Here is an 18,176-nt window from a genome sequence, read left to right on the forward strand (position 1 = left end):
TTTATCCTTTTGTGCAAGGTGTGAGCGAGGAGAGAAACGCCTGCTGCACGGTGTCAACCACCGCATCGCGTTGCTGATTGATAAAGAAATGGTCACCGGGAAAAATATGCACCTGACACGATGCGGAGGTGTAATCGGCCCAGGCGCAGGCTTGATCGGCGGGAAGATCGGGATCGTCCCGTCCGGCGAGCACATCAATCGGACACCCAATCACAGGCGTGTTATGAGGCCGATAGTTTTCGATCAAGCAATAGTCACTGCGGATAATCGGCACCAGCAGAGCCGCTAATTCCGGCGATTCCACAAGCGCATTGTTGCGCGGATTCAAACGGCGCAGCTCAGCCAGAATATCGCTGTCACTGCTGCGATGAACAGCGCTGTCGCGCGGGTGATAACGGGGGGGTTGTCGGCCAGAAATAAACAGATGTCGCGGCGGCATCCCCTGTGCTTCCAACTGGATAGCCAACTCATGCGCAATCGCACCGCCCATGCTGTGCCCCAGCAGCGCGTAGGGCCGGGTCGCGATATCGCGTTGCAATTCGGTCATCAGCGTGGTCAGCAAGCGTGACATGTCATCGATAGTCGCTTCGGTAAAACGATCTTCTCGCCCTGGATATTGCACAGCAGCCACGGCGATCTGCGTATCAAACAGCGTTGACCAGGCGCGAAATGCGCTAGCTCCGCCCCCGGCATAGGGCAGACAAACCAGCAGCGGTTGCCACGCCGAGGTCGGAGTAAAAAAACGCAAGAAATGACGGGTCATTCGGCCTCCTGTTGGCACAATTGCTGGCACAGCGCCACCTCGGGTGGCGTTTCGGGTTCAATCAACACGGGGGGACCGAGCAGGGTTGAAATCAGATGCCAACTGCGCGTAACGCTCAATGTCCAAGCGGATTGGCTCTGGGCCAAGGCCGGGTTTCCGATACTTATGATAAAAGCATCCAGCGCCCGATTGATCGCCTGCGGCCATTGGCTATCGAATACGGCGCGAAAGGTGTCAGGCTCACTGCCCGGCAGAGTGCTACTGCTCAGCGCCGCCAAGCGTTCTGTGCCCGGTCCGTCCAACACCAAACGGTGAGTGGTATCACGGTGGGTGTGCAAACGAGGTTGCCACAGGGCTGGACCGTGCGTATCCGCTAATGTCAAAACGCCGCTGTCCGCCGCCAGCGTCATGCGGTGCAGCAAAAACGCATGGTTATCGGCATCCCCCGGATGGATCTGATTTTGTACGCGCAGAGTCACCGGGACACCACCAATATCGCCCTGAATCGTGGTGTAGGGGCCGGTGTGCGCTGGCTGCGCCAGCGTCAGTCGACAAGGTTGCAAACGCCCCAGCGCCCGCGCCGCCATATCCAGCCAGGGATACAACACTTGTGCGCCACAGACCCCCTCCAGATAAGCGATCGGTTGTTGCTTAAGCAGCAACGCCGCGGCCTGCAAGAAGCGCATCACTGCGCACACATGGGGATAAAATGCATTGACGTCATAGCGCACACCATACTGATAAGCAGTACGAAAACAGTGCGCCAGTTCATCAGGATGCAGTGGGTGCTCCTGTAAAACGTGGATTCCACGGCGCAGCAACGCACACGCGATCTCTGCACCGTTGCCACCGGATACGCCAGCGCGCACCACCACGCAGGCCAGCGTTATCGTATCCGGCAATTCATTCACCGAGTGATAATGCGCAATACCCAGCTCGCAGGCACAGCGCGCGGAAGCCTCAGAGCCACGCGACAAGATCCCAACCAGTTCAATGTTCGGATGTATCGCCAATGCTCGAAGATAAAAACGGCCAAACGCGGTGCCGCACACGACAGCCTTTATTTTGCGGGTCATAGTTTTCCCTCTTCGAGGCGTTCATCAGGCAGGTATTGACGAATCTGCGTACCCGGATGTAGGCGGATAACGTCGTTAAAGGTTTGTGTCGCCATCAGGACGTCATCCGCGAAATGTACACCGGGGGCAATGTCACCCCGTAATAACGCATTCACCGTGCTCACCGTAACGGCGGCGGTTAACGCCGCGCTGCTGTCAGTGGAGATCACCGCGCGGCGGCGCGGTGCGTGGTGAGGGATAAGATCGAATACCAGTCGGTAATACGGCGAGTGCCCCAGCAGATCGAGTTCACTGGCCTGCTCAACCTGAGCCACCGCCTGCGCCAGACGTTCAGCACTGTTGACCCAACCGCGTAAACCGGTCAGCGTCTCACGCAATAAGCTGCCGCTAAACACGTTATACCAGCGCAGTTCGCGCAATTGATGGCGTAATGCCAGGCGCTCAGCATCGCTACTGAGAAACGGAAGCAACGTTAATTCACCGGGGAAATGCGCCAAATCATGGCGCAATTCTGTCGATAGCCGGCGTAAATGCGGCTCTACCTTGACCCAGAAAGCGCTCGCTTCGCCATACCAGTAGCTACTGGCCGCTACCGTGCCGTACTGATCGTTGACCGACAGCACCAGATCCCCCGCTGCGGCACCGCGTACACTTTCACGTCCGCCGCTGTATACGTTAATGGCATCATCACTCAACACGCCCAGCCAATCTGGCATCAAATTGGCTAATCCCGGCAACATGCCCGCCGAGAGCACGGCGATCCAGCCGCGTGAGCAGGTTGGTGTTTGTTGCAGCAAATGCCATACCGGCGCATCGCCGGACACATCGATATAATGTGCACCGGCCCGAGCGGCACTGCGCGCAACCCGATCGAGCACCAGATAGGACGGTCCTGCACAGTTCACCACCAGTGCGCAGCCCTGACTAAAGGCATCCAATTCCGCTTGCTGATAGAGATCGACCACCTGCGCCTGCGCGTTAACCCGCTGTGCAAGCGCGCACAGCGCCTCGGGCTGCCTGGCACCGAGGCGTAATGTGTATCCCGCCGCGCCTAACCAATGGGTAACTTCTCGTCCGATACTGCCTGTCGCCCCCAGAATCGCGATGCAAAACCGCTTCACAGCGCCGCCTCCGGGCGCGTGTGTCGTGCGATACAGTCAGCCAGGGACGCAGCGTGTTGCTGCGTCATGCAACTGAAATGATCGCCAGGCGTGTCCACCACGGTCAGATCGCCAAGACTCAGACGTTGCCAATAGTCGGTGACATCCTGCGGCATACCCGGCAATAGTGGATCGCTCGCACTGTTACGTATCAGCACGGTTTTTCCCGTCCAGGGCGCAGGCTGATGTTCACCCACAGCAGCCATGCAGTGATGGAACAGCGCATGACGCTCCGCAAAGGCCTGCACTTCATCTGCGGGAGCAAGGTAGGCTCCCTGCGCATCACCACCGGCTTGCAAGGCGCGCAATCGCTCATTCAGCGGTTTCATCGCCCATTGACTCAGTGCGTCACCGACTGGCTGATAGGCCTCAGACAAGCGGTCAAATGCACCAGCGGGGATGTGGGACGGTGTTTCACGCAGCACGTAATGAACAACCTCTGCCAGCGCCGATTCCGATGGCAAACGCAACGCCTCCATGCATGCGCCGTGTGAACGGGCAAACACATACTCAACCAGACGCACATCGTCCACGCGCGGTGGCTGCCAGGCGCTAATCACCACCAATTGTTGCACGCCGACGCCGCGCTCACTGAGCTGACGAGCCATTTCTGCTGCCAGCAATCCCCCCAAACAGTAGCCGATTAGCGTGAAACGCTCTCCCCGTTCGCAAAGTGCATCAGCATACTGTCCCGCCAGTCTGAGCAGCGCCTGCGACGGGGGTAACGCCATAAACGCCGTCAGTGAAGGCAGTTCAATCCCGATTCCGCAGGAATAGCCTGATTTATCCAATTCCGGCAGCACGTGTCGATAGGGCTGCATATCGCCACTACCCGCATGTAACAACACACAGGCGTGTGACGACACGCCCGCCGTTTCCCATAAGGCCACCAGAGGAACCTGTGAGGGGGACGCCACCGTTTGTTGTTTTTCCACCTGACGCAGCCTTGCAGAAAGCGATTTTAACGTGGGTTCTTGTAGCAAATGGCGCAGCAAACTGCCCCAGGTCAGCGCGTTGGCCGCAGGGACGCGCTCGCGCAGTCGGCCAATCATGCGCGACAGCAACAGTGAATCGCCGCCACAAGCATAAAAATCGGCGTCCCGTGTGACGATCTCCGTGTCGAGAACCTCGCTCCAGATGGCAGCAATATCCTGTTCCAGTGCGTCACTCAGCGCATCACCCTGCACCTGCGATGCCGCGATTGACCCGTGGCTCACCAGCATTTTCGCCAGCATCGGTCTGTCTATTTTGCCGCTAGCAGTGCGCGGCAAGGTATCCCAGACATGCAACTGTGTCGGTATCATGTACACCGGTAACCGCGTTTGCAGGTACGCCCGCAGGCGTGCATCACACACACTGGCACGATCGGTTTTAAACTGAGCGATAAAGACGCCCTGTCCCGACGTTGCCAAGGCGCTGTGCGCAGCAGGTGAGCAGTCAAGCAGAGTCGCGCCCGCCTGCTGCAATAAATCGAGCCACTGTTCACGGGTAAAGAAGGTCTGATCGGTTTCTGCACGCAGATCGGTAAATCCGGTCAGTTCAGGGAAGAACTCCATCGACACTAACAGCGGGTAGTTATGGCGCCGTACCGGTTCAATAAACACCAGAATGCCGCCCGGTGTCAGCAATTGCGCCAGACCGGCCAGCACCTCACCCGCGTGTCGTGCATTGTGCAACGCGTTGGCGCACAGGATAACGTCCATGCTGTTGGCCTGCATGCCCTGCGCCGCGGCGGGTAGGTTCATATCAAACAGGCCGTAGTGCATACCGTCGTAGTCAGCAAAGCGTTTACGCGATTCTGTCAGGAAGAACGTCGACAAATCAGTAAACCAGTATTCAGTTCCATAGGCCGCCAGCGCAGGAACCAACTCGCTGGCCGTCCCCGCCACCCCCGCCCCCACTTCCAGCAAGCGCAATGGCCGTTCGCACTGCTTCGCAAATTCGGTAATGGCTGCAATAGCGATGGCATTCATGCTGCGGCTCGCCACGTTATCACGGTAGGCGGCCTGCGCCGTCGACAGTTCGCCTTGTGGAAACAGCAGCCCACGCACATCTCGCTCACCGCGTAATAGCCCTGCCAGATCTTCACTGCACGCCCGGATGTAATTCAATGTCAGACTGCCATAGCGAGTACGCTGTTCGAGGCGGTCAACCTGTTGCCAGGCATCGTCAAGCGCCGCTGTATCACTCGGTATCAAGTCACGGTAATGACCTTGTGCATCGCGCGTTAACGCCCGCGCCCCGACCAAGGCATCCAACCAGCGACGCAGCAAGCGCTGATGCGTCTGCGCCACATGTGTTGCCTGATATATCTCGTCTAATGAATGGTAAACCGCCTCCGCGCCGAATAACCCATCGGCACGTAACCGGGCTGCCATCGCGAGCATGGCCACCCGGTCCGCCGCTGCCATCAATGCCATGAAGGCCGGGGCATCCATCCCCCGTTCGAGTTGATGTGCGCAGTCTCGGGCAGCATCTGTCACTGAGGTGGCGGCGGACTGCTGTCCGGCAGCCGTTTCGACTACACCGTGCAACGTCCCCTCTGCCGTCAACAGCGCAATGCCATCCGCAACCGCCGGATGTTGGCGTAGCGTCGCGGTGATCTCGCCCAGTTCTACCCGGTGACCGTGGATTTTCACCTGCTGGTCATAGCGACCACGAAATTCGATACGGCCGTCGGGCCAATAACGCCCTCGATCGCCAGTAAGGTAACGACGCTCACCATTGCGCGCGGTAACAAAACGTTGCGCCGTTTTTTCGGCATCCTGCCAGTATCCGTCAGCCAGGCTGGCTCCGGCGATGGCAATTTCTCCCTCTACCCAATCGGGGCGGTCATTCATTGCGTCGTCCAGAACGTACAGGCGCTGGTTGGCGAGGGGCGCGCCATAAGGGGCATGAACCCAGTGGGCCTCCAGCGCATTGACCGGGCAGCACACCGACCAAATGCCCGCCTCAGTGGCACCCCCCAGGGCAAACATCTCTGCGGATGCCTGCAACGCCGACAGCGATTCCGTCAGGCTACGCGGCACCCAATCCCCGGAGACCAGCACCACGCGTAGCGGTGCCAATGGTTGCTGGACATTACATAGCATCTGCAACTGTGACGGCACGCTGTTCCACAAGGTGATGCCATGACGCTGAATCTGCTGCGCCCAGTGCGCCGGATCGCCCTGCTGATCTGCGTGGGGATAGACCAGACGCCCTCCGGCGGCCAGCACTCCAAATAGGTCATAAACGGCGAGATCGAAGGAGAGATTAGCCAAAGCCAGCATAGCATCCTGCGGCCCCACGGCAAATCGGTTGTTGATGTCGGCCAGCGTATTCCAGGCAGCCTGATGAGACATCACCACCCCTTTCGGTGTGCCGGTAGAGCCTGAGGTATAAATCAGGTATGCGGGCTGCTCCGGTGCCACCGATACCGGTGTGAAATCGCACACTGGCGAGTCACATCGCCAGTCAAACACCTGGATACCTGCGGGAAGCAACGTGAGATCGTCGGCAATGGCCCACGCAATGTCAGCATCTTGCAACATCAGGTCGCGACGCGCCGTCGGTTGCTTCAAGTAAAACGGCACATAGCATCCCCCGCACAGTAGCGTTGCAAGCACGGCCAGCGCCTGCCCCCGCCCCTTGTCACAGAAAATGGCAACCCGTTGCGTAGGTTGATGCCCCGCCTGCTGCAACTGTGCGGCCAGCCTGCGGGCCTGCGCCAGCAGTTGTTGGTAGCTCAGTGCACCGTGTTCATCAATGACTGCGATACCTTCGGGATGCCGTTCAGCCTGCGCTACAATCCCCTGATGCAGCAACTGGGTCGGATGGGTCCTACAGGTCGCGTTGGCATACTGACGCACATGGCACAATGAGGCGGGCAGCGGCACCGGGCGGGCCTGCGGCATGCAGCCCTCACCGTCTTCAATTAGCCGATTGATAAAACTGCTATACACTTCGAACGCCTGCTCAATCAAGGCCGGAGGAAACAGCGCCTCGCGCGAATCCCATGCCACCAGGATCCCTTCTGGTTGCTCAACCACCTGGCAATCGATCAGCACCTGCGGCGTCTGCGTCATGCCTTGAACAAGGTGATAGCAAGGCTTTTTCCCCTCGCGGTGTCCGCGTTGCCCCAATGTGCTGGTAAACACCACGGGCATTATTTGGGCGTCCCCGCGACGGCGAGAAAGCTCTCTGAGCACGTCTAACCCGGAGTAGCTGACGTGATCCATCGCGTCACACAGGCGCTGACTGAGCACACGCAGCTGTTCGCCAAACGGGACCACACCTTGTAAATCAACCTCAAGCAGCACGGTGTCAGTAAAATCGCCCACCACGCGCTGGATATCGTGGTGACGTTGATCGCGCCTAGACACGGGCAAATTCAGTGTGAAATGACGCTGTTGACTGTACAGCGCCAGCACCTGGGCAAACGCCCCGAGCAACAATACGCTCAATGTCACCTGATGTTCGCCAGCCAGTGAGCCGAGCAGTCTGACCTGACTCGCCGACAGCAGCCGATGACGGCGCAGAAAAGGCGCATCGGCCACGGCTTCCGCCAGCGGCAGTTGCGGCGCGTCAGGCAGGGCATCAAGGCGTGCCAGCCAATAGTGTCGATCGTCTCGATAGCGTTTTCCTTCACGTGCGGCACGCCGGGCAATCACGCAGTCACGAAAGGTAATGTCAGGCGCAGGGAGAAGCTGTTCCGGATTGAACAACAGCAGCGCAAGCTCATCGACCAACAGATAGAGGCTGGCCGCATCCAACGCGATCAGTTCAACGGCCAACAGCAACTGTGTATCACGGGCCAACCGCACCGCATGCGCCGCGAACAGCGGCCAGGTGGCGTAATCAGACGGGGCTGACAACAGGGTATCGCGTAGCCGCTCCACAGCGCGCTGCGCCGCTTCAGTACTAAGATGGCGTAGATCGCTGCTGGGCAGCGCATAATCAGGCACTGTTGCCAGAACGCGCTGAAAGCCTTCCTCTTTCACCACCACCCGTAGCATGTCGTGGCGAGCAATCAACTGCTGCAATGCCTGCTCGAGCCGCACGGGCTCCAGCACAGCGGGGAAACTCACAGCAAGAAACCCACGACACGCCAGACCGCCGTAGGTGAAAGCGCTGTGACGCCCGATCAGCCACGCCTGCTGAGTTTCCGTCAGGGGGAATGGCGTAAAGCGACCTTGACGATCGCAGTGAATCGCCTCGCTCTCATTCCGGCTTGCCAGATAGACCAATAGCGCAGGCTTGTGTTCGCGCAGCGCTTCTTTCACCGTTTCACTCAAGGTTCCGGCAGGCGCCCGAAAGTGCAGATTATTCCCTTCGCTCCACAACTCGATGCCCTGTAACTCCAGCGTGGCAACAAAATCGGCGATATTCATAGCGATCCCTCCTCCATTCGAGCGCGGTCGGCTAAATGCCTTTCAACACAGGCACACAGACCAGATAAGGTTGCATCATAGAAAAACTCCTTTATGGTCAGATTGATAGAAAATCGATCACACACCTGAGCGACCAATTTTGTCCCCAGCAACGAGTTACCGCCCGCGCGGAAGAAGGAATCAGTGCCCAATGGCAGCTGCCCTTCCACGAGTTGTTGCCACAACATGGCAACCACATGCTGCAATTCGCTGACCTTGTTGGGGTGGTGGGACGTTGAGTACGGTGACGATAACGCTAACTGACGCCTGTCGATTTTCCCGTTGGGCGTCAGCGGCCAGGTGGTAACAGACGATATTGCCCCCGGAATCGCATAGCCCGGCAAGGTGATACGCAGTTCATGGTGCAGTGCACTCAGAAGCTCGTTGATCGTGTCTTCAGCAGCATCCATCTGGACATAAGCGTGCAATCCTGCCGTAGCGCCATCGCCCTGCACTACGGCAACCGCCTGACGCACCTGTGGGTGACGCTGCAAGATGGATTCAATTTCACTCAGTTCAATTCTGTGACCCTGTAACTTGATTTGATTATCGATGCGTCCTAAAAACTCCAGCACACCGTTTGGGCGGTAGCGAGCGCGATCGCCGGTACGATACCAACGCCACAGGTAATCACCGTTGAAGTGCAGCGCCGTCAAGCGCGCATCCGCACAATAACCGCGTGCTACCCCCAACCCGCCAATCCACAGTTCACCGGGCACCCAATCGGGCGTGTCATTGCCCAATGTGTCCACTACGCGGAAACGCTGATTTCTCAGAGGGAAACCGTAGGGCACCGAGTGGCATCCTTCCGGTCGCGGTGAGGAGAGCGGCCATATCGAGGACCAGATTGCGGCCTCGGTAGCACCGCCCAACGCAAACCCCTGTGCTGACGGCGCGAACGTGCGCAGCCGTTCTCCGCTATCAGGCTCCACCCAATCTCCCGATAACAAGGCAATACGCAGATCGGGCAGTGTCACCTGCCGCGCACGCGCCAAGGTATGCAGCATATCGAACAGCGATGGCACACTGTTCCATACGCTGACACCGTGGGTAGACATCAGCGTTAACCAGCGATCTGCATCATGATGGGGCGAGTCTTCCACCAACACCATCAGCCCCCCCACGCTCAGCGTGGCGAACAGATCAAACACCGACAGGTCAAAATCCAACGCAGAAACGGCCAGAAAGACATCCTGTGCCGAGATATCAAGTTGCTGACACACCGTCTCCAGCGTATTGAGGACATTACGGTGTTCAATCATTACGCCTTTGGGCTCCCCGGTGGTTCCAGAGGTAAACAGCACATAGGCAAGCGTATCGTCCGGCGGAATAATCGGTGCCGTTAACGGCGCGTTGGCCCGTAATGAGGCCAGCGAGTAAGTCGGTAAGGCGAACGATAGTTCGTTGTCGCAAATAACGGCTTTCGCGCGTCCTTTACGACAAAGCATTGCGTGGCGCGCGACGGGATGCGCCTGATTGAGGGGCAAATAAGCCGCACCGGCGGCAAGGATGCCGAGCAGCGCCACCATGCGCTCGCTACCTGACGGCAGGCACAGTGCGACACAATCTCCCGTGTGAATACCGTGGTGTAGCAGCCCGGCCGCAACCGTCAGCGCCTGTTCCCGCAGCGCACCGTAGCTCAGGTAGCCGTTCACGCTATCCCACAGCGCTGGGCGCTCGGGCCACTGCTGCGCCTGGCTGAAAAAGGCGTCATGCAGCGCCCGATGATTTGGCATCGGACCGCCGGTCGTGTTGGCCTGGAGTCGTATCTGGCGCTGCGCAACGGGCAAATCCCTCATTGGCGGCGACAGCCAGTCATTGGCTGCCAACGCGCGCAGCGTGTGACAGTACCAGGCAAACATCTGCTCGATCATGTCGGGTAAAAACAGCTCTTCCAGATAATCCCAACTGAGCAACACACCATCGGCTAAATCAATGGCCTGATGATCAAGCCACACCTGCGGCGTTTGCGAACGGGTGTAGTTCGGCCAGGGCACCGTTTTAGCCAGCGCATTGGCCACCCCCAGCATACTGGTGAACACCACTGGTGCGGCCTGCATCTCATTGCCTGTCCGCTGTGCCAGCTCACGCTGTACTGAAATAGCGGACACGGAGGCGTGGCCAAGATCGCGCCACACTTGTTCCTGCAACCGCTGGGCGTGCCTTAGCCAGCTCTCTGCGTTATCGGCGTGATACTCTGCGAGCGTCAGCGAGGTAAAATCCCCTACCACGCGGTTGATGTCAGGGTGAAGCGGTTGGCGATCGAACTGCGTCAGGGTGATCACCAACGCTTTTTGCCCACTCCACCGACTCAACGTTTCTGCAAAGCAGGTCAAGAGCAGCACAGAGGGGGTAATTTGCGCCTGACGCGCGCGATTGCTGAGCTGTCGCCACAGTGCGGGATCGAGCTGCGTTTCCAGCCGACGAAAACGCGGTGTAATAATGGCTGCAGGCACCATCCGTGTCGGCAATGCGGGCGCAGGTGGCAACGCATCAAAGCGCTGCTGCCAGTAGACAATATCCTCTTGCGCCTGCCCCTGCTGCGCACGCCAGCACTGATAATCACGGAATTGTATCGCCAGCGGGGGGAGTTCACTCTCCGGATTTTGGTAGCATTCGAACCATTCGCTGAACAATGTCAACATGCTTAAACCATCGACAATCAAATTATCGAACAGCACCGCAAGTCGTGATTTTCCTGCACCATAGTCAATCAACGTAATGTCGTAGAGCCTGCCGCTACTCGCAGACAGAATCTGATGCGCCATTCGGTTTCTGAGCAGTGCCAACTGCGCTGACGCATCGGTCAAATGGCGTAAATCGTGGTAACGGAAGTAAAAATAGGGGACCTCTTCCATGATTGACTGTTGACCATCCTCACTGATAACACAGCGCAGCATGTCATGCCGCATAACCAACTGGTTCCAGGTGTGTTCAAGACGCATCAGATCGGCGTGTTGTAGTTCATATTCGTGGTAGCACTGGGCGGCGATACCGCCCAGTACAAACCCGTCGCGCCGCCCCAGCCAATAGGCCTCTTGCACGTCATTCAGTGGGAACGGGTGATAACGCTGCGCGGCGTCATGGTGTAAGCGGATCGGCTGTTCGGGCGTAGCGTTCCGCAGCGTTGCCGCAAACGCGTGCAGCACCGGCTGGCGAAACAGGGACGCCAGCGAGCCGTGAAACCCCTCCTGGGGCAGGCGGCTAATTAGCCGGGTAGCAATCAGGCTGTCGCCACCGTGTGAAAAAAAGTTCGCCTCACGCGTAACCGTGTCCAGATCGAGCAATGCGCCCCACAGCGTTGCCAGAACCTGCTCTGCCCGGCCGACGGGACGTTCCCCCACCCGTTCATCACGCAGACCATTCAGATAGGACTGCATCTCGTCACGAATGGCTGCTCGGTCAATCTTGCCATTGGCCGTCAAGGGTACACGGGCGATGCGTATCAGGTGTTCAGGCACTTCATACTCAGGTAACCACGCCTGTAGCGTTAACTTGATGTCCGCCATCTCGGTGGTCTCAGGACACACCAGTGCGGCAGCTACCTGCTGCGAAGGCGCATCCAGAACCACGGCAACCGCCTCATCCACTTCCGGCAGTCGTGTTAACGCGCCTTCGATTTCCGCCAGTTCGATGCGATATCCCCGCACTTTGACTTGCCCATCGGTGCGCCCGCAGAAAATCAGCACGCCGTCGTCGCGGTAATAGGCCCGGTCACCGGTGCGGTACCAGGTGGTGCCCTGGCGCACGACAAACTTCTCCGCGCTGCGTTGCGCATCCCCCATATAACCGTCCGCAAGTCCAGCACCACTGATCCACAATTCACCTTTCACCCCATTCGGACAATCGCGTTCCTGTCCATCGACAACCCGACAGCGCATGTTCGCCAGCGGCTCGCCATACGGGGCCGCGGGCCACCAGGGTTCATCGTGGGTGACGATGTAGCAGGTCGCGTGGATTGCCGCCTCCGTCATGCCGCCCAGGGCCGCAAAGCGCGCTTGAGGCGCCAGCGCCCATAGCTGATGCGGCAAGGCGTACAAGATACGATCGCCGCCCACCATCACCAGCCGCAGCGACTGCGGCAACCCACCGTCATGGGCTGCAATGGTCAACATCTCCACTTGCGCTGGCACAGCGCTGATCACGCTAACCTGCCAGCGAGTCATCAACACAGCCCAGGCGGCCGCATCACGCCACTGAGGCTCTTCGACCACGGCCAGCGAAGCACCGATGCCGAGGAAGGTTAAAATATCAAAAGCCGACAGATCAAAATCCAGTGCAGAAAGCGTTATGGAACGATCGCTGACGCTGAGATCAAAACGCCGAGTGACGGCATCAATAGTATTGGCAACCGCACGATGGCTCACCACCACCCCTTTGGGTGCTCCAGTGCTACCGGAGGTAAAAATAACGTAGATCGGCGCATAATCAGGCTGGATGACAGGTTCTTGTAGCGGGGCACAAGCCAGCGCGGTGCTGAGCGCCACGACGGGAAATGCGGCAGGCCAATCGAGATGAGTCAGGCTCATATCGTCAGTCAGAACCCAGCGTACCTGAGCCGCCTGGTAAATCTGCTCGCGGCGTGCCAGCGGTAACGCAATATTGCAAGGAACATAGCAGCCTCCCGCCGCCAACACCCCTAGTACCCCGACAATCTGCGCCGCCCCCTTGCGGTGAGTGATGGCCACCTTGTCACCTGGCTGCATGCCCTGTTGCACCAGATATGCCGCCACGCTCAACGCTTGACGCGTCATCTCACCGTAATGCATTACGCCGTGATCGCCCCATACCAGCGCCGTCGCTTGCGGGGCACGTTGTGCTTGAGCAAAAACGCGCAGGTAAGGCACGGTGTTGTTACCGAAATCCATCGCCGTTTGGTTGATTTGCGCCCTTAGACGCTGCTGTTCGGCGGGAAGCGATAACGATATTGGCTGGCACCAGTCTGCCTGTACCAGGCTTTCGACCAGATGGCAGTATGCGGCAAACAGGCTGTCGATAACGCCGAGGGGAAACAGGGCTTCCACCACGTCCCACTCCAGCAGCAGACACCCATGCGATTCGCTGACTTTGGCATCGAGCCACACCTGCGGCGTTTGCGTCAGCGTATAATGTACGCGGGGAAACGCGTCAGACAGCGCCATCGATGCATTCTTTTCCAGCCCGAGCACGCTGGTGAACACGACGGGCATCGTAGCCATGCTTTGGTCGTGATAACGGGCCAGTTCCCGTAAAACCTGCACCCCAGAAAACTGCCGATGGCTTAGCCCTTCCCCCACTTGCTGCTGCAATTGCATGGTCGCCTGACAAAAATCTTTACCCTGCGCAGTTTCATAACCGAGCAACAGGATGGAGGCGAAATCCCCCACCACGCGATTAATATCGGGATGCAAGGGCTGCCTATCGAACAGCGTGAAGTTCAGCGCCAGTGCAGACTGATTGCTCCAGTACGCCAGCACTTCACCGTAGGCCGCCGCCAGCGCCACGCTGACGGTGACACCATGCCGCTGCGCCTGCCACATAAAACGCTGCCATGACTCCGCGGGTAACACATAGCGCCTGCGCTGGAAGCGGGGTTTCGCCACCGTCTCGGGTCTCACCGCCAACGGCAAGGCGGGCGCCGCGGGCAACGTCTTCAATTGCTCCAGCCAGTAGGCCTTCGCCTGCGGCATCAGTGCTGCACTATGATCCGCCTGCCCACATTGATAATCCCGATAATGGATGCGCAACGCGGGTAATTCCGCCGTCGGATTGCGGTATAAAGCATCCCATTCAGTGAACAGGATCATGATGCTACGCCCATCGAACATCATGCTGTCGAGGCTGACCATCAGCCGTTGGCGCGCGTCCCCCCCTTGTTGGTAATCCACCACATGAAGGGAAAACAGCGGCCACTCACGCACATCGTAAACCCGGTGCGACAGCGTATCGCGCCAGGTCTGCAACGCCCCTTCAACGTCGTCCCAGGCGTTATGACGTTCAATATGATAAAGCCGCGTGTCGGGTAGCACCTGCTGCTCCCCGGCGTCGGTCACCACCGCACGCAGCATAGCATGACGCGCGATCAACTGTTGCCAGGCGGCTTCAAGGCGTGCGACATCCAGCCCTTCACCATCAAATTCGATATAAAAATGCGAGCCGACGCCGCCCAGCGTCATCTGTTCACTGCGGCCAATCCAGAAGGCACGCTGAATGTCACTGAGTGGGAAGGGTTGATAGCGCGCGGCGTCATCGGCGACCAGCATGGGCAGTGAAACGGCGGCTTCTGCTTGAACATAATGGCAAAAATCGCGCAGCTCGGGGGACATGAATAAAGCATGCAACGGCGCGCTCAACTGCCGTTCGCGTAGCGCCGCAATCAAGCGCGTGGCAATAAGGCTGTCGCCACCCAGAACGAAAAAATTATCCTCACGGCTCACGCTGTCAACGTTCAACAGCATGGCCCACAGCGCGGCAACCTGCCGTTCGATATCGTTTTCGGGCGTGCTGCGCGGGGTGCGCGCCAGGTTAATCTGCGATGCGGCGAGGTATTCTACGCTCGCCCGGTCCGTTTTGCCGTTTTCCGTTACTGGCATCGCGGGTATAACTACGTAATGTTCGGGAATGGCATAGCGTGGCAGCAGCGGCTGCAACCAGCCTTGCCAGACGCTGGCGCTGTTATTTTCATCGGTCACCAGCGTGGCGCAGAGTTGGCGGGTCGCCTGTGCCACTACCGTTACGCAGGCGCCGTGAATGGCGGGATGGCGCATCAGGGCCGCTTCCACCTCACCCGGTTCGATACGGTGTCCACGAATCTTTATCTGCTGGTCATTACGCCCGAGATAGTCAATGGTGCCATCGGGCCAATAGCGTGCGCGGTCACCACTGCGATACCAGCGTCGCTCGGAATATTCCACAAACTTCTCCGCGGTGCGCGCCGCATCGTTACGATACCCCAGCGCCAATCCCGGGCCGCTGACCCACAGTTCTCCGGCTACCCAAGGAGGGCAATCCCGCCCCAGAGCATCAACAATACGACAATACATATTGGGTAGAGGCGTACCAAAAGGCACCAGCGTCCAGCGCGGGTCGTCGGCATGCAGCACGAATAACGTGGAGTGGATTGCTGCCTCCGTCATACCGCCCAACCCAACGAAAAGTGCTCCTGCCGTGCGCCGCCACCACCGCTCCGCCAATGCCACCGGAATACGATCGCCCCCCAGCATAACCAGCCGGGCAGAAAATAATGGCGTTTCTCCGGCGGCGGTAAGGATCATATCCAACAGCGCAGGCACACAACTGATGATGCTGACACCATAGCGCTGTATAAGCGCCAGCCATGCATGGGCATCCCGGCGTTGGTGTTCTTCAACCACCGCCACGCGAGCGCCGCGGCTCAGGCAGGAGAAGATATCGTAGGCAGAGAGATCGAAATCAAGCGCGGATAGCGTGATCGTACAATCGCTGGGTGTAACAGTGAAAAGCGAATCAACACCGTCCACCGTATTGGCAACCGCTCGGTACGAAACCGCGACGCCTTTCGGTTCCCCGGTGGTGCCGGAGGTAAAGATGACATACATCGCCCGCTGTTCATCCACCTCGGCCGATGCCGCAAGCGGCAACGCCTGTAGCCCTTGCACCAGTGGAAACACCGGGATACCCTGCGGCCATTCAGGCTGATAGGCACTGCGGGAGTCACAAAGCACCAGTGCTACATTCGCCAGGCGATACACGGCTTCGCGGCGCGCCAGCGGGATATCAATACCGCAAGGAACATAGGTTGCCCCCGCAGCCAAGGCGCCTAATACGGCCATCACCTGCTCCGGCCCCTTTCCCATACTGATGGCGACGCTGTCACCGGTTTTGATGCCCTGCTCATGAAGAAAACGCGCAATGCACAGGGCATTTTGCGCCAATTCACCGTAATGCAGCACGCCGTGCTCCCCCCACTGCAAGGCGATAGCATCGGGCTCTCGTTCGGCGTGCATGAAGAATCGATGCAGCAGCGTCGGCGCATTGGCCGGTTCGGCAACCTCTGGCGGCCAGGGTGCTACCGGCGGTGGCACTGGCTGTGGGCGCTGCCAGCACGTTGTATCGTTGAGCAACGCGTGCACCTGTTGCTGAAACCCATCGAACATGGCATCGATCACACCGGGTGCAAACCTGTCAGTACGCACATCCCAATTCAGCATGATGCCGTTCAGGTATTCAGTAGCCTGTGCATCAATCAACACCTGCGGCCCCTGAGAAACCGACCACACGGGCTCCCCTAACACCGCGCGCACTGGTGGTTCAAAGAGATCGCCCAGCGCCAATGCGCTGGTAAACACCACCGGAGCCAGGCTGGCATTGATCTGTTGCTGCCGCGACAGATCGCGTAGCACATCAACGCCACTCCACGCCGTATGTGCCAGCGCCCGGTGAAGCTGAGTTTGCAGTTGACGCGCCTGCTCGATAACGCTCGCGGCACTGCCCGGCTCAACGTTAATCAGTACTGAGCTGGAAAAATCGCCCACCAATCGATCGGCGTCTTCTATCTCTTCATCGCGGGAAAACACTGGCAGATTCAACAGAAAGGGGGCACCGCCGCTCCATAAACCAATACACTCGCCAAAAATCGTTGCCAGCACGACCGGGACGCTTAGTCCAGATTTGTGACTCATCGTCATCAATTGCTGCTGCTGCGTTGGGTTCAGCCACAGATAGCGTCTTTCGGTTACCGGTATGGTTTTTTCTGATGATTGAAGGGGCAAGGTGGGCGATGTCGCCAAGCGGGATAACTGAGTTTGCCACCATGCTCTGTCCTGCTCACGACGGTGTTGATGCTTCTCTTGCCAGCGCTGTTGGTAGTCACGATAGCTTGACCGCAACGGCGGTAGCGCATAATCCGGTTGGCGATAGCCTTGCGCCAACTCACGCAGCAAGAGACGCAGGCTGGTGGCATCGCCAGCGATCATATCCAAATCGATGTGCAGCCGACTGTCTCCTGTTGGCAGCAGCGATAACGCCAACATCAGCGTTTCACCATTGGCAATATCCAACTGCTGATGGGTATAGCGCTGACGCAACGCGGCCAGACGCCCATGACGCTGCTCCGCAGACAGCTCGCGCAAATCATTGATCTGTAGCTGACAAGGGCTATCCGGCGCAATGCGCAAACGCGCGTCCTGATCAATACGCAACCGCAGCATGTCATGGCGTTGAATCAGGCGGTTCAGCGCGTTCGCCAGCCGTTCTGGATCGAGCGCTTTACCGTCCAATTCAGCATAAAAATGGGCGCTTACACCGCCAAGTTGTTGCCGCTCGTTACGCCCAATCCAAAAGGCGTGCTGCATAGTGGCCAGTTCGAACCCCGGCGTATCGCACGGCGGTGCATCCGCATCGGCCTCCGTGCGATACGCCTTTGCAGCAGAGATCACCTCACGCCACTCTTTAACGGTCCGTTTATCGATAAAATCAGAGAAAGTAACGGCGATCCCCTCGCGCCGTAACCAGGTCGCGGCACGCATGGTGCGCATCGAGTCCATGCCATAGTGCATCAGATTCCTGTCGTCGTGTAATGCTGCTTCGGGAACATCGAGTATCCTGCTCAATAAAGGGATCAGCAGCGCATCCTTTTTGGCCATCTGGTTCACGCTCCTTTTGCTTGCCGAAGTCCGACTTCGGCTTGACTCACTGACAGAGACCTATGATGTTTATTTATTGCGGCCAAGATCATGTTTTATAAGCTATGCCAAAAGACATTCACCTATGAGTTAAGCCAAAATAACGGCAACGTTGAGATTTCTGC

Annotated in this window: 5 protein-coding genes; all 5 read right to left on the minus strand. The window is 58.4% G+C overall.

What is annotated here, in order from left to right; all coding sequences use genetic code 11:
• Position 1: 1 nt before the first annotated feature.
• Genes ACQGXV_RS30730 through ACQGXV_RS30750 form a run of 5 tightly spaced genes read right to left on the minus strand, consistent with a single transcriptional unit; the run spans position 2 to position 18,012 of the window.
• On the minus strand, positions 2-763 hold the full coding sequence (locus tag ACQGXV_RS30730) for a thioesterase II family protein (protein WP_440864149.1): 762 nt from the start codon (positions 761-763) through the stop codon (positions 2-4).
• The gene (locus ACQGXV_RS30735; protein WP_440864150.1) at positions 760-1,839 is read right to left on the minus strand and encodes a Gfo/Idh/MocA family oxidoreductase; all 1,080 of its coding nucleotides are present in this window, start codon (positions 1,837-1,839) and stop codon (positions 760-762) included. Before ACQGXV_RS30735 ends, ACQGXV_RS30730 begins: the two co-directional genes overlap by 4 nt.
• Positions 1,836-2,960 carry a saccharopine dehydrogenase NADP-binding domain-containing protein gene (locus ACQGXV_RS30740; protein WP_440864151.1) on the minus strand — a complete coding sequence of 375 codons (1,125 nt, stop codon included), beginning with the start codon at positions 2,958-2,960 and terminating at the stop codon, positions 1,836-1,838. The genes ACQGXV_RS30735 and ACQGXV_RS30740 overlap by 4 nt, the downstream gene beginning before the upstream one ends.
• A complete protein-coding gene (locus ACQGXV_RS30745) occupies positions 2,957-8,371 on the minus strand; it encodes an amino acid adenylation domain-containing protein (RefSeq protein WP_440864152.1) in 5,415 nt (1,804 codons plus the stop codon). The genes ACQGXV_RS30740 and ACQGXV_RS30745 overlap by 4 nt, the downstream gene beginning before the upstream one ends.
• On the minus strand, positions 8,368-18,012 hold the full coding sequence (locus tag ACQGXV_RS30750; RefSeq protein WP_440867734.1) for an amino acid adenylation domain-containing protein: 9,645 nt from the start codon (positions 18,010-18,012) through the stop codon (positions 8,368-8,370). The genes ACQGXV_RS30745 and ACQGXV_RS30750 overlap by 4 nt, the downstream gene beginning before the upstream one ends.
• Positions 18,013-18,176 lie beyond the last annotated feature (164 nt).

Source organism: Symbiopectobacterium purcellii (genome assembly GCF_052050035.1).
Classification (GTDB): Bacteria; Pseudomonadota; Gammaproteobacteria; order Enterobacterales; family Enterobacteriaceae; genus Symbiopectobacterium; species Symbiopectobacterium purcellii_A.